General features: G+C 71.8%; 24 protein-coding genes and 3 tRNA genes. 14 read left to right on the forward strand and 13 right to left on the reverse strand.

Annotated elements, in window-relative coordinates; genetic code table 11:
* Positions 1–7 precede the first annotated feature (7 nt).
* A complete protein-coding gene (locus JAV76_RS04670) occupies positions 8–784 on the forward strand; it encodes a YaaA family protein (protein ID WP_198732868.1) in 777 nt (258 codons plus the stop codon).
* 45 nt (positions 785–829) lie between these two features.
* Here the strand turns inward: JAV76_RS04670 and JAV76_RS04675 are convergent, their stop codons facing one another.
* The 3 genes from JAV76_RS04675 to JAV76_RS04685 are packed head-to-tail and all read right to left on the reverse strand — an operon-like array spanning position 830 to position 3,223.
* A complete protein-coding gene (locus JAV76_RS04675) occupies positions 830–1,549 on the reverse strand; it encodes a histidine phosphatase family protein (protein ID WP_198732869.1) in 720 nt (239 codons plus the stop codon).
* A gap of 4 nt (positions 1,550–1,553) precedes the next feature.
* Positions 1,554–2,303, reverse strand: coding sequence for a zinc ribbon domain-containing protein (locus tag JAV76_RS04680; RefSeq protein WP_198732870.1), 750 nt, complete (start codon positions 2,301–2,303; stop codon positions 1,554–1,556).
* Positions 2,300–3,223 carry a Nif3-like dinuclear metal center hexameric protein gene (locus JAV76_RS04685; RefSeq protein WP_198732871.1) on the reverse strand — a complete coding sequence of 308 codons (924 nt, stop codon included), beginning with the start codon at positions 3,221–3,223 and terminating at the stop codon, positions 2,300–2,302. The genes JAV76_RS04680 and JAV76_RS04685 overlap by 4 nt, the downstream gene beginning before the upstream one ends.
* Before the next feature lie 271 nt (positions 3,224–3,494).
* Between JAV76_RS04685 and JAV76_RS15220 the strand changes: the two genes are divergently transcribed.
* Positions 3,495–5,942 carry a glycosyl hydrolase 53 family protein gene (locus JAV76_RS15220; protein WP_198732872.1) on the forward strand — a complete coding sequence of 816 codons (2,448 nt, stop codon included), beginning with the start codon at positions 3,495–3,497 and terminating at the stop codon, positions 5,940–5,942.
* Positions 5,943–6,007: 65 nt separating this feature from the next.
* Here the strand turns inward: JAV76_RS15220 and JAV76_RS04695 are convergent, their stop codons facing one another.
* Positions 6,008–7,156, reverse strand: a complete 1,149-nt coding sequence (locus tag JAV76_RS04695; protein WP_198732873.1) for a cellulose binding domain-containing protein — start codon at positions 7,154–7,156, stop codon at positions 6,008–6,010.
* Positions 7,157–7,316: 160 nt separating this feature from the next.
* On the opposite strand from JAV76_RS04695, the gene JAV76_RS04700 reads away from it, so the two are divergent.
* Together JAV76_RS04700 and JAV76_RS04705 are read left to right on the forward strand one after the other, a co-directional pair.
* Positions 7,317–7,670, forward strand: coding sequence for a VOC family protein (locus JAV76_RS04700; protein ID WP_198732874.1), 354 nt, complete (start codon positions 7,317–7,319; stop codon positions 7,668–7,670).
* Positions 7,671–7,678: 8 nt separating this feature from the next.
* Positions 7,679–8,827, forward strand: a complete 1,149-nt coding sequence (locus tag JAV76_RS04705; RefSeq protein WP_307843991.1) for an FAD-dependent monooxygenase — start codon at positions 7,679–7,681, stop codon at positions 8,825–8,827.
* A 43-nt stretch (positions 8,828–8,870) separates the two neighbouring features.
* On the opposite strand, the gene JAV76_RS04710 is transcribed toward JAV76_RS04705, so the two are convergent.
* The 4 genes from JAV76_RS04710 to JAV76_RS04725 form a co-directional block, all read right to left on the reverse strand.
* Positions 8,871–10,202, reverse strand: coding sequence for a hypothetical protein (locus JAV76_RS04710; protein ID WP_198732875.1), 1,332 nt, complete (start codon positions 10,200–10,202; stop codon positions 8,871–8,873).
* A 55-nt stretch (positions 10,203–10,257) separates the two neighbouring features.
* A tRNA-Val gene (locus JAV76_RS04715) sits at positions 10,258–10,331 on the reverse strand.
* Between the two features lie 57 nt (positions 10,332–10,388).
* Positions 10,389–10,850 (reverse strand): redoxin domain-containing protein, encoded by a 462-nt coding sequence (locus JAV76_RS04720; RefSeq protein ID WP_198732876.1) that lies wholly within the window; start codon positions 10,848–10,850, stop codon positions 10,389–10,391.
* A gap of 2 nt (positions 10,851–10,852) precedes the next feature.
* Positions 10,853–11,266: a DUF3052 domain-containing protein gene (locus JAV76_RS04725; RefSeq protein WP_198732877.1), complete on the reverse strand. Its 414-nt coding sequence runs from the start codon at positions 11,264–11,266 to the stop codon at positions 10,853–10,855.
* Between the two features lie 448 nt (positions 11,267–11,714).
* On the opposite strand from JAV76_RS04725, the gene aceE reads away from it, so the two are divergent.
* Positions 11,715–14,459: a pyruvate dehydrogenase (acetyl-transferring), homodimeric type gene (gene aceE / locus JAV76_RS04730; RefSeq protein ID WP_198732878.1), complete on the forward strand. Its 2,745-nt coding sequence runs from the start codon at positions 11,715–11,717 to the stop codon at positions 14,457–14,459.
* Positions 14,460–14,540: 81 nt separating this feature from the next.
* On the opposite strand, the gene JAV76_RS04735 is transcribed toward aceE, so the two are convergent.
* Positions 14,541–15,218 carry a hypothetical protein gene (locus tag JAV76_RS04735; RefSeq protein WP_307843992.1) on the reverse strand — a complete coding sequence of 226 codons (678 nt, stop codon included), beginning with the start codon at positions 15,216–15,218 and terminating at the stop codon, positions 14,541–14,543.
* Positions 15,219–15,352: 134 nt separating this feature from the next.
* On the opposite strand from JAV76_RS04735, the gene JAV76_RS04740 reads away from it, so the two are divergent.
* From JAV76_RS04740 to JAV76_RS04760, 5 genes are all read left to right on the forward strand, one after another.
* Complete coding sequence (locus JAV76_RS04740; protein WP_198732880.1) at positions 15,353–16,546, forward strand: PucR family transcriptional regulator; 1,194 nt, start codon at positions 15,353–15,355, stop codon at positions 16,544–16,546.
* 95 nt (positions 16,547–16,641) lie between these two features.
* The gene (locus JAV76_RS04745; protein WP_198732881.1) at positions 16,642–17,634 is read left to right on the forward strand and encodes an ACP S-malonyltransferase; all 993 of its coding nucleotides are present in this window, start codon (positions 16,642–16,644) and stop codon (positions 17,632–17,634) included.
* Positions 17,631–18,635, forward strand: coding sequence for a beta-ketoacyl-ACP synthase III (locus JAV76_RS04750; RefSeq protein WP_198732882.1), 1,005 nt, complete (start codon positions 17,631–17,633; stop codon positions 18,633–18,635). The genes JAV76_RS04745 and JAV76_RS04750 overlap by 4 nt, the downstream gene beginning before the upstream one ends.
* Positions 18,636–18,696: 61 nt before the next feature.
* Positions 18,697–18,945: an acyl carrier protein gene (locus JAV76_RS04755; RefSeq protein WP_198732883.1), complete on the forward strand. Its 249-nt coding sequence runs from the start codon at positions 18,697–18,699 to the stop codon at positions 18,943–18,945.
* 86 nt (positions 18,946–19,031) lie between these two features.
* The gene (locus JAV76_RS04760) at positions 19,032–20,276 is read left to right on the forward strand and encodes a beta-ketoacyl-[acyl-carrier-protein] synthase family protein (RefSeq protein WP_198732884.1); all 1,245 of its coding nucleotides are present in this window, start codon (positions 19,032–19,034) and stop codon (positions 20,274–20,276) included.
* Between the two features lie 159 nt (positions 20,277–20,435).
* Here the strand turns inward: JAV76_RS04760 and JAV76_RS04765 are convergent, their stop codons facing one another.
* The 4 genes from JAV76_RS04765 to JAV76_RS04780 all read right to left on the reverse strand — a co-directional run bounded on the left by JAV76_RS04765 (position 20,436) and on the right by JAV76_RS04780 (position 22,630).
* A complete protein-coding gene (locus JAV76_RS04765) occupies positions 20,436–20,936 on the reverse strand; it encodes a DUF3145 domain-containing protein (RefSeq protein ID WP_198732885.1) in 501 nt (166 codons plus the stop codon).
* A gap of 175 nt (positions 20,937–21,111) precedes the next feature.
* Positions 21,112–21,600 (reverse strand): peptide deformylase, encoded by a 489-nt coding sequence (gene def, locus JAV76_RS04770; protein WP_198732886.1) that lies wholly within the window; start codon positions 21,598–21,600, stop codon positions 21,112–21,114.
* Positions 21,601–21,655: 55 nt separating this feature from the next.
* Positions 21,656–22,465 (reverse strand): DUF1206 domain-containing protein, encoded by an 810-nt coding sequence (locus JAV76_RS04775; RefSeq protein ID WP_198732887.1) that lies wholly within the window; start codon positions 22,463–22,465, stop codon positions 21,656–21,658.
* 91 nt (positions 22,466–22,556) lie between these two features.
* Positions 22,557–22,630: transfer RNA gene (locus JAV76_RS04780), tRNA-Ile, on the reverse strand.
* 239 nt (positions 22,631–22,869) lie between these two features.
* Between JAV76_RS04780 and JAV76_RS04785 the strand changes: the two genes are divergently transcribed.
* The 4 genes from JAV76_RS04785 (at position 22,870) to JAV76_RS04800 (ending at position 24,234) form a co-directional block, all read left to right on the forward strand.
* Positions 22,870–23,295, forward strand: a complete 426-nt coding sequence (locus JAV76_RS04785) for a hypothetical protein (RefSeq protein ID WP_198732888.1) — start codon at positions 22,870–22,872, stop codon at positions 23,293–23,295.
* 36 nt (positions 23,296–23,331) lie between these two features.
* On the forward strand, positions 23,332–23,604 hold the full coding sequence (locus JAV76_RS04790; RefSeq protein ID WP_198732889.1) for a hypothetical protein: 273 nt from the start codon (positions 23,332–23,334) through the stop codon (positions 23,602–23,604).
* A gap of 22 nt (positions 23,605–23,626) precedes the next feature.
* Positions 23,627–24,142, forward strand: coding sequence for a hypothetical protein (locus JAV76_RS04795; protein ID WP_198732890.1), 516 nt, complete (start codon positions 23,627–23,629; stop codon positions 24,140–24,142).
* A gap of 19 nt (positions 24,143–24,161) precedes the next feature.
* Positions 24,162–24,234: transfer RNA gene (locus tag JAV76_RS04800), tRNA-Asn, on the forward strand.
* Positions 24,235–24,297: the final 63 nt, after the last annotated feature.

Genomic DNA, 24,297 nt, shown 5'->3' on the forward strand with positions numbered 1-24,297 from the left:
TCGTCGGGTGCTGCTGCTCCTCCCGCCCTCCGAGGGCAAGACCCCCGCCGCGAGCGGCGCGCCGTGCGACCTCTCGGCACTCTCCTCGCCCGACCTCACGGTTCACCGGACGCGCGTCCTCCGGGCGCTCGCCCGGGTCAGCGCAGGCACCGACGCGATGGAGCGGCTGGGTGTCGGTCCCAGCCTCGCCGAGGACGTGGCGCGCAACACGCGCCTCGACGTCGAGCCGGCGGGCCCGGCGTCCTCCGTCTACACGGGGGTCCTCTACGCAGCTGCGGGGCTCGCGGACCTGGACGACGCCCAGGCCGCGCGCGCGGCGACGTCCGTGCGCACGGTGTCCGCGCTGTGGGGCGCGGTCTCCCCCGCGGACCGCATCCCCGCCTACCGGCTGTCCATGGGCACGGACCTCACGGGCGTCGGACCGCTCGCACCGTCCTGGCGTCCGCATCTCGACCAGGCGCTCGCGCCGCTCGCCGAGGGGGACGTCGTCGTCGACTGCCGTTCCGCGGCGTACCTGGCCGCATGGAAGCCGGCCAGGGGCACCGACTGGGTGACGGTCCGGGTGCTCCGCGAGCTCGACGGGCGTCGGAGCGTCGTGTCGCACAATGCCAAGCACGCACGGGGCGTCCTCACGCGGCACCTCCTCACCCGGCCCGCCGAGCCACCGCGGACGAGCGACGAGCTCGTCAAGGCGGCGCACGAGCTCGTGGGCACGTCGTTCCTCGAGGTCTCGCTCGTCGGCGCGCGGACCGGCCCGGCGACCCTGGAGCTCGTCGTCACCTGACCCGCCCGGCAGGCGCCGGAGAGGCGCCCCTGCCCCGGCGAGGTCCTACGTCTCCTGGAGCACGCCGAGCGCCGTCACCTCGACGGCGCCGTCGGGCCAGAGGTTGAGGATGCTCACCGAGCACGGGGCGACACGCAGGAGCTGCCACCGTCCCGGGTCCGTCCCGAGGGCCGTCCCGACGATCGACCGGATCGCGACGGCGTGGGAGACCACGACGACCGTGCGGCCGGTGCCTCCGGCGAGGAGGTCCTGCACCGCGGACCACGCGCGTGCACCGACGTCGACGAACGACTCTCCACCGGGCGGCCGATCGGTCCCGGACTCGTGCCACCCGCGGAGCTCGCCCGGCCAGCGCGCCTCCACCTCGGCGGCGGTGAGGCCCTGCCACTCCCCGAAGACGCACTCGGCGAGGCGCTCGTCCGTGGCGACGGGCTGGCCGAGACGGCGCCCCACGGCCGCAGCGGTCTCCTGCGTCCGGACCATCGGCGATGCGACGACAGCGGTCGGGTGCGGCAGGTCCTGCCACAGCTGTCGGCCGATCCGGTGCACGAGGTCCGCGGCGCGCGCCGCCTGGATGCGCCCGTGACCCGCCAGGGGCGGGCCGGGCTCGGACCCGCCCGAGTACGCCCCGGTCAGGGTGTGCTCGGTGACTCCGTGGCGGACGAGGACGAGCGTGAGAGGTCTCTGGTCGTCGAACCGCAGCGGGGCGCCGGGTGGGCGCGGCACCCTGTGGCGGGGGTCACCCGATGCGTCGGGAGCAGGCACGGCGCTACTCGGCGGCAGCGGTCTCGACGGGGCGCACGAGGATGCGGCCGCACTCCTCGCAGCGGACCACCTCGTCCGGCGCGGCTGCGCGGATCGCCTGGAGGTCCGTGGGGTTGAGCTCGAGACGGCACCCTTCGCAGCGCCGACCGCGCAGGGCCGCCGCACCGAGCCCACCGAGTTGCGAGCGCAGCTTGTCGTAAGCGGCGACGAGACCGGCGTCGAGGCCTTCCGCGAGCGACGCACGCTCGCCTTGAACGGTGTTCAGCTCGCGGTCGATCTCGGCGTAGCCGGCGTCCCGCTCGGCCTCGGCCTCGGTCTTGGCCTCGAGGACCTTCTGGTGAGCCTCGTCGAGCTTGGCGAGGGTGTCCTCGTGCGCCTCGAGGCGTTCCATGACGTCGAGCTCGACCTCTTCGAGGACGCCCTGCCGGCGCGTGAGGGACTCGAGCTCGCTCATGAGGGCCTGGGCGTCCTTGGCCCCCACGGCACCGGAGTCGAGGCGGGTCTGGTCACGCGTGGCGCGGGCACGGACCTGCTCGACGTCCGACTCGGCCTTGGCGAGCTCACGGCGCAGGTCGCTGGCGGCGGTGCGGGACTGCACGAGGGCGGTGTGGAGGTCCGCGAGCTGCGAGTCGATCTCCACGAGACGGGCGAGCGCGGGAAGGGTGGTGCGCTTGTGCTGCAGCTGCTGCACGCGGGTGTCGAGGGCCTGGACGTCCAGGAGCCGACGTTGATCCTCGACGGGTGCCGTGGTCACGGGTGGTGTCCTTCCGTTGTGCCTGTGGAGTTCTCGAGCCCTGGCGACGCGACCCGGGAGGTCCACGGGTCGGTGCGTCGCGTGCTGACTCTGGTGCCCACCGTAGTGCCGATCCCCTCGAGGTCGTGAACCAGGTCGCGAGCCGCATAGCTCAGCCAGGGCCACTCGCTGGCGAAGTGCGCGGTGTCGACGAGGAACGGCGTCGCCCCGGAGGTGGCGTCGCCACGTGCGCTCGCGTCGAAGAGCGCCTGCTCCCGCGCCTCGGAGACGGCGTGGTGCTTGAGGTCGGACGTCACGTAGACATCGGCACCCGCGGCGCGGACGGCGTCGATGAGGGAGTCGCCGGACCCGCCGAGGACGGCGACGGTGCGGACGGTCGCGTCGAGGTCACCGGCGACCCTGATGCCCTGCTCGGTCGCAGGGAGCGCTGCGGCGACACGGTCGGCGAAGGCTCGCAGGGTGAGCGGTTCCTTCGTGCGGCCCACGCGACCGAGCCCGACGGGTGCACCCGACGGGCCGTCGCCGGCGGGGACCAGCGGGCGTCGGTCGACGAGGCCGAGAGCGTCCGCAAGGGCGTCGGCGACGCCTCGCTCGGCGGCGTCGGCGTTCGTGTGGGCGACGTAGAGCGCGCACCCGCCGCGCAGGAGGGCGGTCACGATCGCCCCCTTGGGCGAGGTCCCGGCGACGGAGCTCACCGGGGAGAGGAGGAGCGGGTGGTGCGCGACAAGGAGGTCGACCCCCAGGTCGAGGGCCTCGTCGACGACGTCCTGGACGGGATCGACGGCGAAGAGGACGTCGCGGACCTCGTCGCGCGGGTCCCCGACGACGAGCCCGACCCTGTCCCAGGACTCGGCGGTGGACGGTGGGTACCGGGCGTCGAGGACGCGGACGACGTCGGCGAGGCGCGGGGTGGTAGTCACCCCGCGAGGCTATCGGACCCCGCCCTCGAGGCTCGTCCTGGGCCCGCCGCATCTCCTTGCTGTGCACGGTCACAGCCCATGAACCGAGTCACTGGTCAACGTTTGCAGCGATTGACCCGGATGCGCCACGGTCCTCTTCACCCTCGGACTGGGACCGTGTACAGTCGCCGCAGACCAGATCCGCGGAGTCGCCGACGACCTCGTGCGCACCGCCCGTCGAACCACCGCTGGTCCCCTTCGAACAACGACGCTCGACAGGACGTGATGCGCGATGCACCCACCCCGACGACACACCACCCCACGGCTGGCCGCCCTGGCGACCGCCGCGGCGGTGCTCCTCGCCCCCCAGCTCACCTGGGCGGCAGAACCCGAACCACCGGTCGAGGCCGGCATCGTCGTCGAGAAGGTCGACGGCCTCGCCGACGACTTCGTCAACGGCGTCGACGTCTCGTCGATCGTCGCCCTCGAGAACAGCGGGGTCACGTTCCGCGATCGCGACGGCGCACCCGCGGACCTCTTCGACGTCCTGGAGACCGCGGACGTCAACTACGTGCGCGTCCGTGTCTGGAACGATCCCGCCGACGCCGCCGGACGCGGGTACGGCGGGGGCAACAACGACGTCGCGACGGCCGTCGCCATCGGCGAGCGCGCGACCGCGCACGGGATGCGGCTCCTCGTGGACTTCCACTACTCGGACTTCTGGGCGGACCCTGCCAAGCAGCAGGCGCCGAAGGCCTGGGAGGGCATGACCGTCGCCGAGAAGGCCGACGCCACCGCCGACTTCACGACGGACGCCCTCGCCCGGTTGCGCGACGCCGGCGTGGACGTCGGCATGGTGCAGGTCGGCAACGAGACCAACAACGGTGTCGCCGGGGTCACCGGCTGGCCGGGGATGTCGCAGATCTTCAGCGCCGGGAGCCGGGCCGTCCGCGACGTGTACCCGGATGCGCTGGTCGCGGTGCACTTCACCAACCCGGAGAGAGCGGGGTCGTACGCGTCCATCGCCGCGAGCCTCGACACGCACGGGGTCGACTACGACGTCTTCGCCAGCTCCTACTACCCCTACTGGCACGGGTCCTTGAGCAACCTCACGTCCGTGCTGTCCACCGTGGCAGACACCTACGGCAAGAAGGTCATGGTCGCCGAGACCTCGTGGAACTACACCCTCGAGGACGGTGACGGCCACGAGAACACCATCCGCGAGGCGACCGCCTCCCCCCTCTACCCGTCCTCGGTCCAGGGGCAGGCCACCGCCGTCCGTGACGTCATGCAAGCCGTGACGGACGTCGGCCCCGCGGGTCTCGGCGTCTTCTACTGGGAACCCGCCTGGCTCCCCGTCGGCCCTCCGGAGGACCTCGAGCAGAACAGGACGCTCTGGGAGACGCACGGGTCGGGCTGGGCGTCGAGCTTCGCTGCCGAGTACGACCCCGAGGACGCCGGGGAGTGGTACGGCGGGTCGTCGTGGGACAACCAGGCCCTCTTCGACGTCACCGGCAGGCCCCTCGAGTCGCTCGACGTCTTCCGCTACGCGCGGACCGGGTCCACGGCCCCGCGCGAGGTCGTCGGCGTCACCGGTGTCGAGGTCACCGTCGCACACGGCGCCCCGGTCGAGCTCCCGAGCACGGTCACCGTGAGGTACAACGACGGCTCCCAGGAGCAGCACGCCGTGACCTGGGGCAACGGGCTCGACGAGATCGACGGACCGGGGACCTACGACATCGTCGGCACCACGGACAGCGGGCACACCGTGAGCGCCACCGTCGTCGTCATCGCGGCGAACGCGGTCGTCAACCACTCCTTCGAGGACGACGACCTGTCCATGTGGACCATCACCGGGACGGGCGCCGCGGTCGAGGACGACCCGGACGCCTCCGACGGCGCGCGGTCCCTGAAGTTCTGGGCCGACGAGGACTACGCGTTCACCGTCGAGCAGACGGTCACCGGCCTCCCCGCCGGCACCTACCGGCTCTCCGCGACCACCCAGGGCGGCAGCGTCGGTGAGGGCGACACGCTGGTCCTCACCGCCACCTCCGGCGGCCAGGAGCTCGACGTGCCTGTCCGGCTCGACGGGTGGCGCACCTACTCGACCGCCACCGTCGACGACGTGCTCGTCGGCGAGGACGGCACCGTCACCGTGGGTGCCGCGTTCGCCCTGACCGCGGGCGCGTGGGGGAACCTCGACGACGTCCGGCTCGTCCGGGTCGACACCGAGGACGCCGAGCTCGTCTCCGTCACCGCCACGCCTCCGACGCGGGTCGACTACGCCGTGGGTGACACCTTCGACCAAACCGGCATGACGGTCGTCGCCACGTACGCGGACGGGACGACGCGCGACGTCACCGCGCTCGCGACGATCTCCTCCCCCGACATGTCGACGCCGGGACGGAAGGCGGTCACCGCGACCTTCGACGGCATGACGGCCTCGGTGACGATCACCGTCATGGACGCGACGGAACCGCCCCGCGGTCCAGGGACTCCCCCGGGTGGCGACGACGCCACGCCAGGGACGCCGGGCGGACCCTCCGGAGGCACCCCCGGCACAGGCGCAGGCGCGACCTCGGACCCGGCGACGGTGTCCGCGACGGGCGTCGGCGGTCTTCTCGCGCGGACCGGTGCCGACATCGGCACGGTGCTCGTCGGCGCCCTGGTCCTCCTCGGCCTGGGGACGGCGCTCGTCGTCGCCGTGCGCCGTCGGGGGTCCGGACCGGTCGAGGACTGACCGAGAGACACCCGAGGGCCCGGACGCTCGCTGCGTCCGGGCCCTCGGGTCTCGTCGTCGCGGGATCAGCCTGCGGCGCAGGCCACCGGGCCCGCCACCCCGGCGGGTGCACCCGAACCGATGAACCCGACGGTCGCCGTCGACCCGGGGGCGACCGCGCCGTTCCACGCCGCATTGCTCGCGCTCACCGCGGCACCCGACTGCGACACCGTGGCGTTCCACCCCTGAGCGACCTGCTGGCCGGCCGCGAAGTCCCACGACACCGTCCACGACGTCACGGGTTGCGACCCGGTGCTCGTCACGAGCACCTCACCCTGGAAACCGCCGGGCCACGAGCTGACGACCCGCAGCTCCGCCTCGCAGGAGCGACCGGGCTCCGTCGGTGGTGTGGTCGGGTCCGGGGTGGGCTCGGGGTCGGGCGTGGGGTCAGGAGTGGGGTCGGGCGTGGGGTCCGGGTCCGGCTGTCCCGAGAGCAGGGCGTCGAGCGGACCGAACCAGCTCTCCGCCATCTTCGCGGTGCCCGACCCGTTGGGGTGCACGCCGTCCGACGTGTCGGCGGCGGCGTCCCACCCGGTCCAGTGGTCGACGACCGTCACCGGCGAGGTGGCAGTCGTGATCTCGGCCGCCCACCCGGGGATCGCCTCGTTGAGGTCCACGGTCCGCGCCGCGCACCCGTCACAGGTGGGCGGGTCGACGGGGATGATCTGCGCGACGAGCACCTGGACGTCGGGGTTGTGCTCCCGCATCTGCGCGACGAGCGTCGTGTACGCCCCGAGGATCTGTTCCGTCGGGAGGTTGCTCCACACGTCGTTGGTGCCCAGGTGCATGATGACGACGTCCGGGTCCGTCGCGTCGAGCCAGCCAGTGAGCTGTCCCTGCGCGGCGATGTTCGTGGCGAGGTAGCCACCGTGCCCCTCGTTGTCCCCGTCGTGCTCCACCCCGCACCCCTGCGGGCCCAGCGTGCCGACGAAGTCGATGTTCGTGTGCCCCGCCGCCTGGAGCTCGTTCCACAGCAGCGCCCTCCAGCACCCCGGGGACCCGGTGATGGAGTCACCGAGAGGCATGATCCGGACGGCGTCGTCCTCGGCAGCCGTCCCGACGGCCGTGGGCGTCGACGCCGACGCGGCGGCACCTCCGAGGAGGCCTGCCGTCGTGAGGGCGACGGCAGCCGCTGCCGCGGTCGCTCGGGCCCAGGGTGCTCGGAGTGCGTACATGATTCGCCTTCCCTCGATCGGCCCACCCCCGGCGGGTGACGCCCTGGCCCAGGATCGCCCCACGACGACCTCGGAGGCAGGCGCTTAAGCGTTTCAGCCACCGGACGGCGACGGACCTGCGACCTACCCACGGTCGGTCACGACGTGGCACGATGCTCCCGTGCCCGCTCATGCCATCGGAACAGCCTTCGTCCCCGTCACCTCGCCGCAGATCGCCGCCGAGTGGTACCGGGAGGTCCTCGGCCTCGACATCGCGACCGTCTCCGAGCACTCGGCCGTCCTCTTCGTCGGGTCCCAGCGGCTCACGCTCATGGGACCCGCGAGCGGCATCTCCGCCCAGCCGGGTCTGACGTGGGCGACGTGCAACTTCGTCGTCGACGACGTCGATGCCACCTACGCCGCCCTCGAGGAACGCGGGCTCGTCGAGACCGCGATCCGCGGCGACCGCGACATCTGCCGCTACTTCTCCGCCAAGGACCTCGACGGCAACGTCCTCCTCGTCGTCGACCGCTGACGCCGAGCGTGCGGATCGCGGTCGTCGGAGCAGGTGTCGGAGGCCTGGTCGCCGCAACCGGGCTCCAGCGCGACGGGCACGACGTCACCGTCTACGAGCGGCGCGACGCGCCTGGGGCCGTCGGCGCAGGTCTGACGCTCTTCGGGAACGCGTTCGACGCCCTGGACACTGTCGGGCTCGGCGGAACCGTCCGCGCCGTGAGCGACGATCGCATCACCAGGATGCGCACCGGCCAGCGCTCCCCCTCCGGTCGGTGGCTCACGACGGTCCCCCCGCGCGCCGTCGCCACGGCGCGGACCGTGCACCGCAACGACCTGCACGACGCGCTCGTCTCGGCCCTCCGGCCCGGGTCGCTCGTCGCAGGCACCGAGGCTCACCCCTCCCCCGACGGTTCGCCGGTCCTCGCCCTGGCAGCCCGGGAGGCGGCCTACGACCTGGTCGTCGTCGCGGACGGGATCCGCAGCGCGGGCCGCGCACGCCTCGGTCTCGACACGGGTCTGCGCTATGCCGGGTACGCCGCGTGGCGGGGGGTCACGGAAGAGCCGGTCGACCTCGCAGGCGCAGCCGGTGAGACGTGGGGGCGCGGGCGCCGGTTCGGCATCGTCCCGCTGGGCGACGGTCGGGTGTACTGGTTCGCCACGCACGACGAGCCGGAGGGGACCCGGGCGCCTGACGAGCGTGCCCGTGCCCGCGCCCTGTTCGCCGGCTGGCACCACCCGGTCGGCCAGTGCATCGACGCGACCCCGCACACCCGCGTGCTGCGGCACGACGTCCACGACCTGCGACGCCCTCTGCGGGCCTTCGTCAGGGACAGGACCGTGCTCCTCGGGGACGCCGCCCACGCCATGACCCCGGACCTCGGACAAGGCGCGGGGCAAGCCATCGAGGACGCAGCGACGCTCGTCGTCGTCCTCCGCGACGCCACAGGTCCCGACGACCTGGAGAGCGGTCTCGCCCGCTACGACGCTCATCGACGCCGTCGGACCCGAGCGCTCGCCGCACGATCACGCGCAGCCGGTCGGGTCGGGCAGATCTCGAACCCCCTGCTGGCTGGATCGAGGGACGTCGCTCTGCGCACGGTCGCTCCGACGCTCCTCGTCCGAGCGTCGCGCACGTTCCGGTCGTGGACTCCTCCGTCCTCGGGCCGCAACACCTGATCCCTGCCCCTGGACAGCGGACCACCGATCCGGGTCCCGACCGTCAGGCGTCCGGGAAGTGCCAGCCGCTCAGGTGGCGGAGCTCCTTGGCGGCCACCCAGCTCCCACCGTCGGGCAGCGACCGGTCCGCGGCCGGGACCGGCACGACCTGGCCGATGCGTCGCGTCCAGGACGTCGTGCCCAAGGAGTGCGCCCAGGTGGGCGCACGACCGTCTGCTCGCGGCTGCACCGTCCCGGACACGTCCTCGAGCTCAGGGAGGGCTGGATGGACGCCGGCGAGGAACTCGGTCCGCGCGTAGGGGCGTCCGCCTCGGTCTGCGACCTCGTGCACGTACAGGGTCACCCAGCGGCCCGGCAGGACCCGCACCGCCCACACGTCGCCCGGTGCGGGAGGGCCCGCACCGACGGACGCAGAGATTCGCGGCGCCCTGGGTGCGAGCGCCTGCGCCCGACCGGCCAGACCTCCGTCGATGGTGTCCTTCGCCGCCGGGGACGGGGTCGGTCGTGGTCCGTCGAGGGACACCGCCGGGACGTCGAGCCCACCGAAGAGGCCGTCGAACAGGTCCCGTCTGACACCGTGGTCACCGACGGTGGTGTCCCACCACGCCAACGGCGCCTGCACCTCCACGCGCACCGTGGGCCGCTGATCGCGTTCCCGGTAGGTGGTGAACCGTTCGACCATGCCTGGGCGGTCCGGTCGGGCGAGGACACCGACCAGCGCGAGGTCCTCCAGCACAGCCACCGCAGCACGTCTGCTGCGCAGGACCCCCGCCGCTGCGATCGCCTTCGCCGCCGCGGCGTAGCGGGTCCCGTCCGGCACGGTGGCCAGGACCTCGAGGACGGCTCCCAGCGCCCACCGGTCGTGCTCGGTCGGGCCGGGCCGCCCCCGGCCGAGCCAGGCGAGCGTCCGCCCGTACGCCGACGGCTCACCGTCGAGCGGCGTGCCCTCCGTGAGACGGGAGGCCCACTCGTCCACGAGCTGCACCGGCCCCGCCCGGAAGCCGCAGACCTCGCACAGCGACGCGTCCTCGTTCCACGGGACGAGCGGGTGGACGGGCATGGCCCGTGCGACGAGGAGACCCGGCAACGCTGACCGCCAGGCCGCTGGAGCCGACCACAGCCCAGCGACGAACGCGGCGGCCGCCTCGTCGTCCGACCAGGCACCCGCGTGCTGGCGCAGGCTCTGCTGCGCGACGTCGTGCTCGGGATCGTCGACCACGTCCGGGCTGTGCCCCGCCTCCACGAGCGTCCGGACGAGGGGTGCGTACTCCGGGGGCCCGGAGCCGCCCCGCAGGTGGTCCCACGTCGCCGCCCCGGCCTTCCGCAGCACCTGCCAGCGCGCGACCTGGTCGCGAACCCCTGGATCGTGGTGCACCGGGATGTCCCACACGGGGATCGCCTCTTCTCACGCTCACAGCGTCGCCAACTTGTGGGCCCGGAGGGACTCGAACCCCCGACATCCACGGTGTAAGCGTGGCGCTCTAACCAACTGAGCTACAGGCCCCGGAACGGGCGCACACAGCGTACCCGGTCGCGACGCCCCGCCCGACGCCGTCCCGGCTCACAGGAGCGTGAGCGCCGCCCTGTGCGCGGCGATGTCCCGACGGTCCGAGCGCCCCACCACGGTCGACCACACGAGGTTCCCGGCCGCATCGATCAGGAAACTCCCGCGCAGGGCGTGCCCGTCGGTCTCGTCGAGGACCCCGTAGCGCCGGGCGACCTGCCCGTGCGGCCAGAAGTCCGACAGGAGGGGGAACCTGAACCCCTCGTCCTCGGCCCACGCCTTGAGCGCGAACATCGGGTCGCACGACACCGCGAGGACCGACGCACCAGCGGCGTCGAGGTCCGCTGCCGCGTCACGCAGGTCGCGGAGCTCGTCCGTACACGTGCGGGAGAACGCGAAGGGGAAGAAGACGAGGAGCACCGGGGCGCCCCGCAGATCGGCGAGGTGCACCGGCGTCCCGTGGGTGTCGACCAGGTCGAAGCCCGGCGCGGCGTCGCCGACGGCGAGCGCGCCCGGCACGGTCAGCGACCGCGGCCGCGGGTGCCGAGCTTCGTGGCCGACCAGTCGGGGGCGATGGAGAACGTGCTCGTGGCGTGGAGGCCGGCCGTCGTGGACGCCTCCTGGATGTCGCTGTGGCCCACGTGGCCGTCGCGGCCCGGCTTGAGCGTGAAGATCCAGATGAGGCCGCCGTCGTCGAGGACGGTCTGCACGTCCACGAGCATGTCGGTCAGGTCGCCGTCGCCCTCGCGCCACCACACGATCACACCGTCGGTGACGTCGTCGTAGTCCTCGTCCACCAGCTCCGTGCCGGTGATCTCCTCGATGGCCTCGCGCAGGTCCTCGTCGGTGTCGTCAGCCCACCCGAACTCCTGGACGACGTTGCCGGAGCTGAAGCCGAGGCGGTCGGCGTCCTGCGGCTCAGTGGTCGCTACCACGGTGATGTTCTTCCCTTCGGCGTCACGGACCGACGCAGTCCTGCGCCGGATTGGTCAATGGTCGCAAACGTAGCCCACCGCGCGCCACGTCGCGTGCCCAATCCGCCGTGAAACGCCGGGTGATCCGACTGACGCGCCCCCGAGAGCACAGCCATCCTGTCGCCCGACGACCGGCCCTCGGCCACCGACCGTCCAAGCCCCGGCTCATCACGCAGACCCGTGATGAGCATGGGATCGTTGGAATCCTGCGGGTGTCACGAAGGTCACGTCCTCCGGGACTGCCCGCGGGTGGCTTTCACGTCGCCCGTACGATGAGAATGGTCAGAAGTACCGGATTTGACGAAGCCTTTGCGCACCGCACACGAACGGGGCAGGGCGCGTCGACCGGCCGAGGCGAGCGATGGGGCACAGCGCCCCGCAATGCTCTGGACACGATGTGAGGTTGCAGGTGGCAACGCATGACGAGAGAGGGCCGTTGATCAACGGTCTGCTCAGCCAGGTCCCCGACATCGACCCCTCTGAGACGAGTGAATGGGTCGAGTCCCTGGACGGACTGATCGACGACCGTGGCGGCCCCCGTGCCCGCTACGTCCTGCTCAACCTGCTCAAGCGGGCGCGGGAGCGCAACGTCGCCATCCCGACGTCCATCAACACCCCCTACGTGAACACGATCGGTGTCCACGAGGAGCCGTACTTCCCCGGCGACGAGGCGCTCGAGCGCCGGTACCGCAGCTGGAACCGCTGGAACGCTGCGGTCATGGTGACCCGGGCCCAGCGTCCGGAGATCAGCGTCGGCGGGCACATCTCCTCCTACGCCTCGGTCGCCACCCTCTACGAGGTGGGCCTCAACCACTTCTTCCGCGGCAAGGACCACCCGGGCGGCGGCGACCAGATCTACTTCCAGGGGCACGCGTCCCCCGGCGTGTACTCCCGCGCGTTCCTCGAGGGCCGCCTCTCTGCGGACCAGCTCGACGGGTTCCGCCAGGAGCACTCGCACGCCGGTGGCGGTCTGCCGTCCTACCCGCACCCGCGCCAGATGCCGGACTTCTGGGAGTTCCCCACCGTCTCCATGGGCCTCGGCCCCGCGTCCGCGATCTACCAGGCGTGGACCAACAAGTACCTCCACAACCGTGGGATCAAGGACACCAGCCAGCAGAACGTCTGGGCGTTCCTCGGCGACGGCGAGATGGACGAGCCCGAGAGCCGCGGCATGCTCCAGCTCGCCGGGCAGCAGCAGCTCGACAACCTCAACTTCGTCGTCAACTGCAACCTCCAGCGCCTCGACGGCCCGGTGCGCGGCAACGGCAAGATCATCCAGGAGCTCGAGGCCTTCTTCCGCGGAGCGGGCTGGAACGTCATCAAGGTCATCTGGGGCCGCGAGTGGGACGTCCTGCTCAACGCCGACAAGGACCGTGCGCTCGTCAACCTCATGGGCTCCACGCCCGACGGTGACTACCAGACGTACAAGGCCAACGACGGTGCGTTCGTCCGCGAGCACTTCTTCGGCCGGGACCCGCGGACCAAGCAGCTCGTCGAGAAGATGACCGACGACGAGATCTGGGCGCTCAAGCGCGGTGGCCACGACTACCGCAAGCTCTACGCCGCGTACGCCGCCGCGGAGGCGCACACCGGTCAGCCGACCGTCATCCTCGCGCACACCATCAAGGGCTACGGGCTGGGCTCCGGCTTCGCAGGACGCAACTCCACGCACCAGATGAAGAAGGTCGCGCTCGCCGACCTCAAGGTGCTCCGCGACACCCTCCACATCCCGATCACGGACGAGGAGCTCGAGGCGGACCCGTACCTGCCCCCGTACTACCACCCGGGGATGGACGCGCCCGAGATCAAGTACATGCTCGACCGTCGTCGCGCGCTCGGCGGGTTCGTCCCCGAGCGTCGCTCGACGCCCACCGAGGTGACGCTGCCCGGGGAGAAGACCTACGAGATCCTCAAGAAGGGCTCGGGGCAGCAGGAGGTCGCCACCACCATGGCGTTCGTCCGGCTCCTCAAGGACCTCATCAAGGACAAGGAGTTCGGCAAGCGCATCGTGCCGATCATCCCCGACGAGGCCCGCACCTTCGGTCTCGACGCGATCTTCCCGAGCGCCAAGATCTTCAACACCCTGGGGCAGAACTACCTGGCGGTGGACCGCGAGCTCATGCTCTCCTACAAGGAGTCCGAGCAGGGTCAGATCATGCACACCGGCATCAACGAGGCCGGCTCCGCCGCTGCGTTCCAGTCCGTCGGCACGTCCTACGCCACGCAGGGCGAGGTGATGGTCCCCTTCTACATCTTCTACTCGATGTTCGGGTTCCAGCGCACCGGTGACCAGTTCTGGGCGGCGGGCGACCAGCTCACGCGCGGGTTCATCATCGGCGCCACGGCGGGACGCACCACGCTCACCGGGGAAGGTCTCCAGCACGCGGACGGGCACTCCCCGCTGCTCGCCGGGACCAACACGGCGATCGTGCAGTACGACCCCGCCTACGGCTACGAGATCCGCCACATCATCCGTGACGGCATCCAGCGCATGTACGGGTCCGACGAGTCGCGTGACCAGGACGTCATGTACTACCTCACGGTGTACAACGAGCCCATGGTCCAGCCCGCCGAGCCCGAGGACGTCGACGTGGACGGGATCCTCCGCGGGATCCACCGCGTCGCCGTGTCCGAGGGGGACGGCCCCAAGGCGCAGATCCTCGCGTCCGGCGTCGGTGTCCCGTGGGCGCTCGAGGCCAAGCAGCTCCTCGCCGACGACTGGGGCGTCCAGGCCGACGTCTGGTCCGTCACCAGCTGGAACGAGCTGCGCCGCGACGGCCTGGCCGCCGAGCAGCACAACTTCCTCCACCCGGAGGAGGAGGTTCGGGAGGCGTACCTCACCACGAAGCTCAAGGACGCGCAGGGGCCGTTCGTCGCGACGAGCGACTTCGACCACCTCGTCCCCGACCAGGTCCGTCAGTGGATCCCGGGCGACTACGCGGTGCTCGGTGCCGACGGGTTCGGGTTCTCCGACACGCGCGCGGCTGCACGCCGCTACTTCAAGATCGACGGCCCGTCGGTCGTCGTGCGGGTCCTCCAGCAGCTCGCCAAGCGTGGAGAGGTGCCCGCCGACGCGGCCGCACGAGCCATCGAGAAGTACCGGATCCACGACGTGAACGCCGGGACGTCGGGCACCGCGGGCGGCGACGCCTGACGCCATCCTGACATGACGACAGAGGCCCTGGCCCACCGGATCCGGTGGGCCAGGGCCTCTGTCGTGCGGCGCGTCCGTTCGTCAGGTGCCGGACATGTGCTGCTCGGCCTGCGCGATCTGCGCCCGGAGCTCCGCGCTCATCACCGCGACCGCCTTGGAGTCCGGGTGGAGCTGGAGCGACTCGAGGTGGTGCTTCGCCTCGAGCACCCGGTCCGCGTCGAGCGCGGCACGGACCACCTGCTGGCCCGCCGACGGGACGTGCTCCTTGGCGCGCCAGTGGCCGACACCGAGGCCGAGCGCCTCGACGGCGAGCCCTGCGTCGCGGAGGACGGCGATGGCCTCGGTGAGCGCCTCGCCCGTCGGGTCGCGGTCGGCGGCCGTCGCGAGCCGGCGGATGGCGGCGTCCTGGTCGTCGTGCAGCGACAGCCGCGCGAGCTCGATGAGCGGGTACCACGCCCGGGGGTTGCCGGCGAGCTCCTCGCCGAGCGACCAGGCGGCGAGGTCCGCGGCGCGCTGCTTCTCGTGCTCGTCCACCGGGGCGGAGAGCGGGTCGTCCACCTGCGTGCCCTCGGAGGCGCGGCGTCGCACCACCTCGGAGAGGGCCTGGAAAGCCCTGATGTTGTTCGGGTCGTCGACGAGCATGGCACGCAGCGCATCCTCGTGGAGGGTGTCGCCGCGGCGCTCGCCGGTCGTGGGACGGCGTGCGCCGATCGTTGAAGCCGACGTGGTGCGGCGCATGAGCTGACGGAGTCTGGGCATGAGTGCCATGTTCCGACGATAGCCTCTGATGGCGTCACACACCGCCTGTGTGTCCGGAATGTTCTCCGGGGGCGCCACGATCCGAGGCGCCGTCTTTTGTCAGTTCCCCACAAGCGACGCCGTATGCTCGGTCCATGGTTCCTGCCCGGCCGCGCCCCCACGGCGCCACCGCGACCCCGCCCGGATCCCCGGCGAACCTTCAGAGGGTGCGCGACGGGAGCGGGCTCCTCGCGGCCGCGGCCCTCCGCCGGCTCGACGAGGAGCTCCCGTGGTACCGCAGCCTCCCCGCGGAGGACCGCTCGTGGGTTGGGCTCGTCGCGCAGTCGGGAATCACGGCATTCGTCACCTGGTACGCGGACCCCGCGGTGCCGCCGCACGGCGTCGGAGAGATCTTCTCCGCGGCGCCCACCGACCTCACGCGGTCCATCTCGCTGCAGCACACGCTCCAGCTCGTGCGCATCGTCGTGGAGGTCGTCGAGACGCACAGCGACCAGCTGGCCGTCCCCGGTGGTGAGCGTGACCTGCGCGAGGCGGTCCTGCGGTACTCGCGCGAGGTCGCCTTCTCGGCAGCCGAGGTGTACGCCCGCGCAGCCGAGGTCCGCGGCGCGTGGGACGCGCGCCTCGAGGCCCTCGTCGTCGACGCGATCATCCGCGGGGACGACGACAACTCGTTGCGCTCCCGCGTCTCGGCGCTCGGATGGAGCGGTCGCGGATCGGTGCTCGTCATGGTGGGGACGACGACGTCGCCGCTCGACGAGGTGCGCGCCGCGGAGCTCCGGCGCGCGACCCGGCGCGCGGCGGAGGACGCCCTGGTGGGCATCCAGGGCGACCGGATCGTCCTGGTCCTCGGTGGCGAGGGCGACCTCGAGGCGGCCGCCGTGGCGCTGCTGCACAGGTTCGGCCCGGGACCCGTGATCATCGGACCCACCATGGACAACCTCGACGACGCCCCGCGGTCCGCCGCGGCAGCGCTGGCAGGGCTCGAGGCGGCGCCAGCGTGGCCGGGCGCACCCCGACCGGTGCTCGCGGACGAGCTGCTCCCGGAGCGCGTCCTCATCGGTGACTCCGAGGCGCGTCGCACCCTCGTCCGGCAGGCCTTCGCGCCGCTCGAGTCGGCGACGGGCGCCGTCCTGGAGACGCTCTCCGCGTACCTGTCGACCGGCCGGTCGCTCGAGGCCGCCGCGCGTGACCTCTACGTCCACCCGAACACGGTCCGCTACCGTCTGCGGAAGGTCGCCGAGCTCACGGGGTGGGACCCGCTCGACGCGCGCGAGTCGTACGTCCTGCAGGTCGCGCTGGCCGTGGGCCGTCTCCCTGCGGCCCACTGAGGACCACCCGTTGTAGGTTGTCGACAATCACACCGGTGACACTTCGTGCGGGTCGTGACGCCCTCCCCCCCGCGCGCGTCGGGCACAGTAGTACCGTGCTTGCCGTCGTCTGCCCTGGACAGGGCTCCCAGTCCCCCGGAATGCTCACCCCCTGGCTCGAGCTGCCGGGCGTGCCAGAGCAGCTCTCGTCCTTCGCCGACGCGTCGGGGATCGACCTCACCGCTCACGGCACGACGTCCGACGCGGACACGATCCGCGACACCGCGGTCGCCCAGCCCCTCATCGTGTCGGCGTCGCTCGTCGCCCTCCGCGCGATCCTCGGGGACCGACCCGCCGAGCAGGTCGTCGATGTCACCGCCGGCCACTCCGTGGGCGAGTTCGCCGCGGCAGCGGTCGCAGGTGTCTTCACCGACGCCGGGGCGGTGGCACTCGTGAGCCGCCGCGCGGCGTCGATGGCCGAGGCCGCCGCGGCGACCCCCACCGGGATGAGCGCCGTCGTCGGGGGCACCCCGGAGGACGTGCTCACGGCGATCGAGACGTCCGGGCTCTACCCGGCGAACGTCAACAGCACAGGCCAGGTCGTCGCCGCGGGCTCTCCCGAAGGCCTGGCGCACCTCGCGGCGAACCCCCCGGCGAAATCGCGCGTCATCCCGCTCCAGGTTGCCGGCGCGTTCCACACGCCCTTCATGGAGTCCGCGGTCGAGGTCTTCCAGCCCGTCGCCGAGGCCTGGGACGCGTCCGACCCTCGCCTCACCCTCCTGTCGAACGCGGACGGCGCCACCTACGCCACGGTCTCGGGCGCCGCGCACGGCTCGCGGAGCGACGTCCTCAGGAGGCTCGCCGAGCAGATCGTCGCTCCCGTCCGGTGGGACCTCTGCCAGGAGCAGCTCGTGGCGCTCGGCGTCACCGGTCTCCTCGAGCTCGCGCCCGGCGGCGTCCTCACGGGGCTGGCCCGACGCGCGATGCCCGGGGTCGAGACCGTCGCCGTGAAGTCCCCGGCCGACCTCGACGCGGCACGGGACCTCGTCGCCCGGCACTCGTCGGCCGCGGGCGACGCCCCTGCCGCAACGGAAGGAGCGTCCTCGTGAGCCCTCGTCTCAAGCAGTCCACCGGACCGCAGTTCTCCCGGATCCTGGGGATCGGTGCCGAGCGGGGCGCGAACGTCGTGACGAACGACGACATCGCCGGGCCCATCGACTCCTCCGACGAGTGGATCCGGCAGCGGACCGGGATCATCACACGCCGGCGCGCCGACCCGGGGACGGACGTGGTCGACCTCTCGGTCGCCGCCGCCCTCAAGGCCATCTCGGCCGCGGGCATCGGCGCAGCCGAGATCGACGCCGTCATCGTCTCGACGGTCACGTACTTCCACCAGACGCCGTCCGCCGCAGCGCTCGTCGCCGACCGCATCGGCGCGACACCTGCCGCAGCGTTCGACATCTCCGCGGCCTGCGCCGGCTACTCGTACGGCATCGGCCAGGCCGACGCGCTCGTCCGCTCCGGGACGGCACGCCACGTGCTCGTCGTCGGCGCCGAGAAGATGAGCGACTTCATCGACCCCACGGACCGGTCCATCTCCTTCCTCCTCGGCGACGGGGCCGGTGCCGCGGTCGTCGGGCCCTCCGACACGCCGGGCATCGGACCGACGATCTGGGGCTCCGACGGGTCCAAGGCGCAGACCATCCGCCAGACCCACGCGTGGAGCGACCTCAAGGAGAACCCGGAGCTCGGGTGGCCGACCCTGCGGCAGGAAGGGCAGCCCGTCTTCAAGTGGGCGAGCTTCCAGATGCCCAAGATCGCGCAGGAGGCCCTCGACGCAGCCGGGGTGACCGCGGACGACATCCAGGTGTTCCTGCCCCACCAGGCGAACATGCGGATCATCGACCAGTTCGTCAAGCAGCTCAAGCTGCCCGACACGGTCGTCGTCGGCCGCGACATCGCCGACACCGGCAACACCTCTGCCGCGTCGATCCCGCTCGCCGCGGAGCGCCTGCTCCGCGAGGGCCAGGCGAGCTCCGGCGACGTCGCTCTGCAGATCGGCTTCGGAGCCGGGCTCGTCTATGCGGCTCAGGTCGTCGTTCTGCCGTAAGTTTCCCCCGTACGTCCACGGCGCCGCTGGTGCGGCGCACCCAACACAAGGAGATACCCCCATGGCTCACACCGCTGAGGACGTCCTCGCAGGCCTCGCCGAGATCGTCGCCGAGGAGACCGGCCTCCCCGCCGACTCCGTCACCTCCGAGAAGTCGTTCACGGACGACCTCGACATCGACTCCCTGTCGATGATGACGATCGTCACGCACGCCGAGGACAAGTTCGGCGTCACCATCCCCGACGACGAGGTCAAGAACCTCACCACCGTCGGCGACGCCGTGAACTTCATCACGGGCGCGCAGGCCTGACCAGGCCCCCAGCTCGACGACACGGCGGGCGCCCCGCACCCGGGCGCCCGCCGTCGCCTCATCCGCACACACGCCCAGGAGCACACATGCCGAACGTTCGCGACGTCGTCATCACCGGACTCGGAGCCACCACGCCGCTCGGCGGGGACGTGCCGTCCACCTGGAACGCCGCGCTCGCCGGCGAGTCCGGAGCACGGCCCCTCGAGAACGACTGGGCGGAGCGGTACGGGATGCCCGTGAGCTTCGCGGCGACCATCCGGGTCGCGCCGGAGGAGGTCCTCCCCCGGCCCGAGATGAAGCGCATGGACCCCTCCGCGCAGTACGCGATGATCGCCGCGCGCGAGGCCTGGGCCGACGCGGGCGCACCCGAGATGGACGGTGACCGGCTCGGGACAGTCGTGTCGTCCGGCATCGGCGGGATCTGGACCACGCTCGACGCCTGGGACACCCTCAAGGAGAAGGGCGCGCGACGCGTGCTCCCCATGACCGTCCCCATGCTCATGCCGAACTCCCCCACCGCCTACGTCTCCCTCGAGTTCGGGGCCCGCGCCGGGGCGCACGCCCTCGTGTCCGCCTGCGCGTCAGGTGCGGAGGCCATCGCCTACGGGGTCGAGATGATCCGTTCCGGCCGCGCCGACGTCGTCATCGCCGGCGGCACCGAGGCGACCATCCACCCCATGCCCATCTCCGCCTTCGCCGCGTCGCGCACCCTGTCCCTGCGCAACGACGACCCGGCCGGCGCGTCGCGCCCGTACGACCAGGCACGTGACGGGTTCGTCATCGGTGAGGGCGCCGGTGTCGTCGTCCTCGAGGCCGCCGAGCACGCGGCCGCCCGTTCTGCCCGGGTGTACGCCAAGGTCTCCGGCCTCGGCCTGACCGCCGACGGCTACCACATCACGTCCCCGGAGCCCACGGGTTCCGGCCAGGTCCGTGCGATGCAGGCAGCGCTGGAGGACGCCGGGACGACGAGCGCGAGCGTCGTCCACGTCAACGCGCACGCCACGTCCACCGTCGTGGGTGACCTCATCGAGGCCCGGTCCGTGAGCTCGGTCCTGGGGGCGGACGCCGACCAGGTGGCGCTCTCGGCGACCAAGTCGATGACCGGTCACCTCCTCGGTGGGGCCGGGGCGCTCGAGACGATCTTCACCGTCCTCGCAGTGCACCACCGGACCGCTCCCCCGACCATCAACGTCACCGACCCGGACCCCGAGCTCACCCTCGACCTCGTCCGGGACACCCCTCGGGCGCTGCCCGAGGGCGACATCGCCGCAATCAACAACTCGTTCGGCTTCGGCGGACACAACGTGGCGCTCGTCGTGACGAACGCCTGAGCGGGGTGCCGACGATCCACGCAGGCTGACGCCGTCCCGTCCCTGGTGCGACGACGAAGGGCTGACCTCGCGGTCAGCCCTTCGTCGTTCTCGGACGACTCTCCCGGGGGCGCCGCGCACGGTCACGACCTCAAGCGACGGGACAGAGGCGGCGTGCGCTCACCCGACGCGGTGCAGCCACCTCACGGGGGCGCCTGCCCCGGCGTACCGGAAGGGCTCGAGCTCGTCGTCCCAGGCCTGGCCGAGGGCGAGGTGGAGCTCGTCGCGCATCCGGCGCGGGTCGTGGCTGTGCTCCATGGCGGCTCGGACGCGGTCCTCAGGGACGACGATGTTGCCGTGCACGTCGGTCGCGGCATGGAAGATCCCGAGCTCGGGCGTGTGGCTCCAGCGTGAGCCGTCCGCGCCGTAGCTCGCCTCCTCGGTGACCTCGTAGCGCAGGTGCGTCCACCCGCGGAGCGCTGATGCGAGGCGCGAGCCAGTGCCCTGCTGACCCTGCCACGAGTACTCCGCCCGGAAGAGTCCGGGCGCGGCAGGCTGCTCGGTCCACTCGAACGTCACCGGCGCGCCAAGGACGTTGCCGGCTGCCCACTCCATGTGCGGGCAGAGCGCTCGTGGAGACGAGTGCACGAAAAGTACACCGCGGGTGATTGCACCAGCCATGTTGTCCCTCCCAGGTTGAGATTCGTCTTCCCCAACGACCTCATCACCAGGTGAGTCACATGCGTGTCACGGTTTTCTGTACTGCTGGTCCACATCATGCACCACGTGCTAGGAGGAGGCCACCGAGATCGGTGGTCCTAGCGGGTGAAACGTGTGGAGGGACCTGCGGGTCCGGTCAGAGGGACTCGCGGAGCTCCCGCATCGCCTTCTTGCGGACCGACTTCTCGAGGCGGTCCAGGTAGAGGTAGCCGTCGAGGTGGTCCACCTCGTGCTGGAGGCAGCGCGCCATGAGCTCGGTTCCCTCGACGACCACGGTGTTCCCGTCGAGGTCGACCCCCTCGACGCGGGCGTACCAAGCGCGCTTCGTGGCGTACCAGAGGCCGGGCACCGAGAGGCAGCCCTCGTCGCCGTCCTGGTACTCGTCCTCGGAGAGCTCGACGATCCTGGGGTTGAGCACGTAGCCCACCTCGTCGTCGATGTTCCAGGAGAAGGCCCGCAGGCTCACACCGATCTGGTTGGCGGCGAGGCCGGCCCGACCGTCGTGGTCGACGGTCTCGACGAGGTCCTCGACGAGGCTCCTGACCCGGTCGTCGACCCTGGTGATCTCGTCGCACGGGGTGCGGAGCACGGGGTCGGGGATGACGCGGATCTCTCTCATAGCCATGGGGATATTCTTCCACGACCAGCCGTCCCGCTCGTTCCGAGCGGGACGGCGAACGTCACATCTTCGCGTAGCGAGCCCGGGCGAAGGAGTAGACACCGTAGGCGGCGAGGCCGACCGCGACGAGACCGAGGAGGACCTTCCCGTAGGGCAGATCCGCGAGGGACCGGAGCGCGACGTCGAGACCGGTGGCCTTCTCGGGATCGGACTGGAGCGCCCCGACGACGAACAGGACGCCGACGACGCCGAGCGCGGCGCCCTTGCCGACGTACCCCGCGACGCCTGCGGCGACGACACCCTTGCCGAGGTCGCCTCCCGTCCCGCCGGCGAGGTCCTCCTCGAACTTCTTGGTGACGCCCTTGTAGACGTGGTAACCGCCGACCGCGAGGATCCCGACACCCACCGCTGCGACCAGGACGCGACCCACCGTCGACTCCATGAGCGTGCGCGTGAGGGTCTCACCGCTCCCGCTGGCGCTGCCGGTGACGATGTTCCAGGCGATGACGGCGATGGCGCCGTAGGCGACGGCCTTCGCCGCCGCCTTGACGCGCGCCATGGTCCGCTTGCTCGGGTCCGGGTCCGTGCCACCGGCGATGGCCTCCGTCACCTGCCACAGCGCGAGGGCGACGAGTGCCACGACCGCGAACCACAGGAACGCCGGGCCCCACGACGTCTCGGCGATCTGCGCGAGAGCACCGGTCTGGTCCGCGTCCTCCCCGCTGCTGCCACCCAACGCGATGTTCATGGCGATCCACCCGACGACGATGTGCAGGACGCCGCTGACCGCGTAGCCACCGCGTGCGACGACACGCAGCGCCTTCGAGTCACCCAGGGAGCTGGCAGAGGACGAGGCGGAAGATCGGTTCATCCGACGATCCTCGCAGGTCAGGGACCTGAGCGCGCGGCGAGCGACGAGGCACGAGCGGATGCGCCCGACGACCGACCTCCGACATGCGCGGTAGGCCAGGTGGGGCTTGAACCCACGACCGACGGATTATGAGTCCGCTGCTCTGACCGGCTGAGCTACTGGCCCGCGGGGACAGCCTACCGGGGCGTGACCTGGTCCTCCGCAGCGTCTCCCCCGGGAGGTGGTCGGCGTGGCGCGGGCGTCCGCTGAACCTCGGTACTTGAATCTGCGTCGAAATCCTCACGAGGGCGATTTGTCCGCCGATAAGGCAGGTGCGTCGGTTCGGAGCGCCGGGATCCACCCCGGTGACGTCCCGGCCGGACCGTCCAGCAGAACCCGTAGAGCCAGGATCCCAGGAGGTCACGATGACCACGCAGCAGCCCCGCACGGACCGGACCTCGATCGCCTACAGCGCGGAGGGCTCGACCATCCGTGCCGCCCTCACGGGCCACCACGAGCAGTCACCCGCCGCCGACGGCACCGTGTCATGCCGGTGCGGTGCTCTCCTGGGAACCTCGACCGAGGCCGCCACCTTCGGGATCGAGGGCCTCACCAACACGCACCGCACCGAGCTCGTCGCCGAGGCTCTCGTCGCCCGCCGTGCCGCGGAGACCCTCGGCCGCGCCGACAGCAGCAGCCACCCGGCTCCTACCGTCCCGACGCTCTCCCCGCGCACGAGGACGAGGGTGCCCGCCCGGGCCCGGGTCAGCGTCCTGCCCCCCGGCTACGTCCGCGCAGCCTTGCGCGCCGAGGCGGCGCTCGACACCTCCAGCCTGCTCGTCTCGTCCTGACCGACCCCTGACTCCCGCCGACCTGAAGGACTCGCCATGACCGCCACGGATCTCCAGACGCACCCTCGCGACCTCGACGTCCTCGTCGATCAGGACTCGCCGACGCTCGACGCTCTCACCTCCGCTGTGGAGGCTCATCGTCCCGCGCTCATCGCCCCGGGCGGTTCGCCGTGGTTCCGCTTCTCCGCGGAGCCCACCCAGAAGTGCGCCGGCTGCGACTGGGTCGGCGCGTCGCACTCCCGCCACGTCGCGGAGCAGGTCATGGCGCTGGTGTCCGTCGGCGCGATCCCCCTGACCCTCGTCGCCTAGCACGGGGCGCTACGGTGGCCGGATGAGCTGGTTCACCCGCAAGGACCCCCTCCCGGCCGACGTCCGGCGCTCGCTCGACCTGCGTACCGACGACCCCGTCGTCAGCCAGGCGCTGCTCGACGACGGCTCCTGGGCGGTGGCCACCCGTCACCACCTGGTGCTCGCCACCACGGGCGACATCCGCCGCCGCCCGTGGTGCGACGTGGACAGGGGCCGCTGGGACCCTGAGTCGGACACGGTCGAGGTGGACTGGGTGGACCGGTCCCCGACGACCGCGCTGCACGTCGCGGACCCGCGCCGGACGACCTTCGTCCGGGTGTTCCGCGAACGCGTCCAGTGGTCCGTCGTCCTCAGCGAGACGGTGCGGCTGCCCGACGGCGCGGCGAGGGTCGCGGTGCGTCGCGCGCCCGAGGGAGACCTCTTCGTCCAGGTGGTCGCGGACCCGGGGACCGACCCGACGAGCACGACCGCGGCCCCTCTGATCCGCGCGGCCGTGTCCAGATTGTCCTCGGCGTCAGGAGCACCCGTCCAAGCCTGATAGAGTTTTCTCCGGTCGATCCCGCGTAGCTCAGTTGGCAGAGCATCCGACTGTTAATCGGACGGTCACTGGTTCGAGTCCAGTCGCGGGAGCACATGAGAACCGCAGAAAGGCCCCGCTTCGGCGGGGCCTTTCGCACGTTCGGGCCCCTCTCG

Source organism: Sanguibacter suaedae, assembly GCF_016342785.1.
GTDB lineage: Bacteria > Actinomycetota > Actinomycetes > Actinomycetales > Cellulomonadaceae > Sanguibacter > Sanguibacter suaedae.

Excerpts from the sequence above, each read along its gene's own strand:
- JAV76_RS15220 (WP_198732872.1), top strand. The coding sequence starts at position 3,495 with ATGCACCCACCCCGACGACACACCACCCCACGGCTGGCCGCCCTGGCG.
- JAV76_RS04695 (WP_198732873.1), bottom strand. The coding sequence starts at position 7,156 with ATGTACGCACTCCGAGCACCCTGGGCCCGAGCGACCGCGGCAGCGGCT.
- JAV76_RS04735 (WP_307843992.1), bottom strand. The coding sequence starts at position 15,218 with ATGCCCAGACTCCGTCAGCTCATGCGCCGCACCACGTCGGCTTCAACG.
- JAV76_RS04740 (WP_198732880.1), top strand. The coding sequence starts at position 15,353 with ATGGTTCCTGCCCGGCCGCGCCCCCACGGCGCCACCGCGACCCCGCCC.
- JAV76_RS04755 (WP_198732883.1), top strand. The coding sequence starts at position 18,697 with ATGGCTCACACCGCTGAGGACGTCCTCGCAGGCCTCGCCGAGATCGTC.
- JAV76_RS04760 (WP_198732884.1), top strand. The coding sequence starts at position 19,032 with ATGCCGAACGTTCGCGACGTCGTCATCACCGGACTCGGAGCCACCACG.
- JAV76_RS04765 (WP_198732885.1), bottom strand. The coding sequence starts at position 20,936 with ATGGCTGGTGCAATCACCCGCGGTGTACTTTTCGTGCACTCGTCTCCA.
- def (WP_198732886.1), bottom strand. The coding sequence starts at position 21,600 with ATGGCTATGAGAGAGATCCGCGTCATCCCCGACCCCGTGCTCCGCACC.
- JAV76_RS04775 (WP_198732887.1), bottom strand. The coding sequence starts at position 22,465 with ATGAACCGATCTTCCGCCTCGTCCTCTGCCAGCTCCCTGGGTGACTCG.
- JAV76_RS04785 (WP_198732888.1), top strand. The coding sequence starts at position 22,870 with ATGACCACGCAGCAGCCCCGCACGGACCGGACCTCGATCGCCTACAGC.
- JAV76_RS04790 (WP_198732889.1), top strand. The coding sequence starts at position 23,332 with ATGACCGCCACGGATCTCCAGACGCACCCTCGCGACCTCGACGTCCTC.
- JAV76_RS04795 (WP_198732890.1), top strand. The coding sequence starts at position 23,627 with ATGAGCTGGTTCACCCGCAAGGACCCCCTCCCGGCCGACGTCCGGCGC.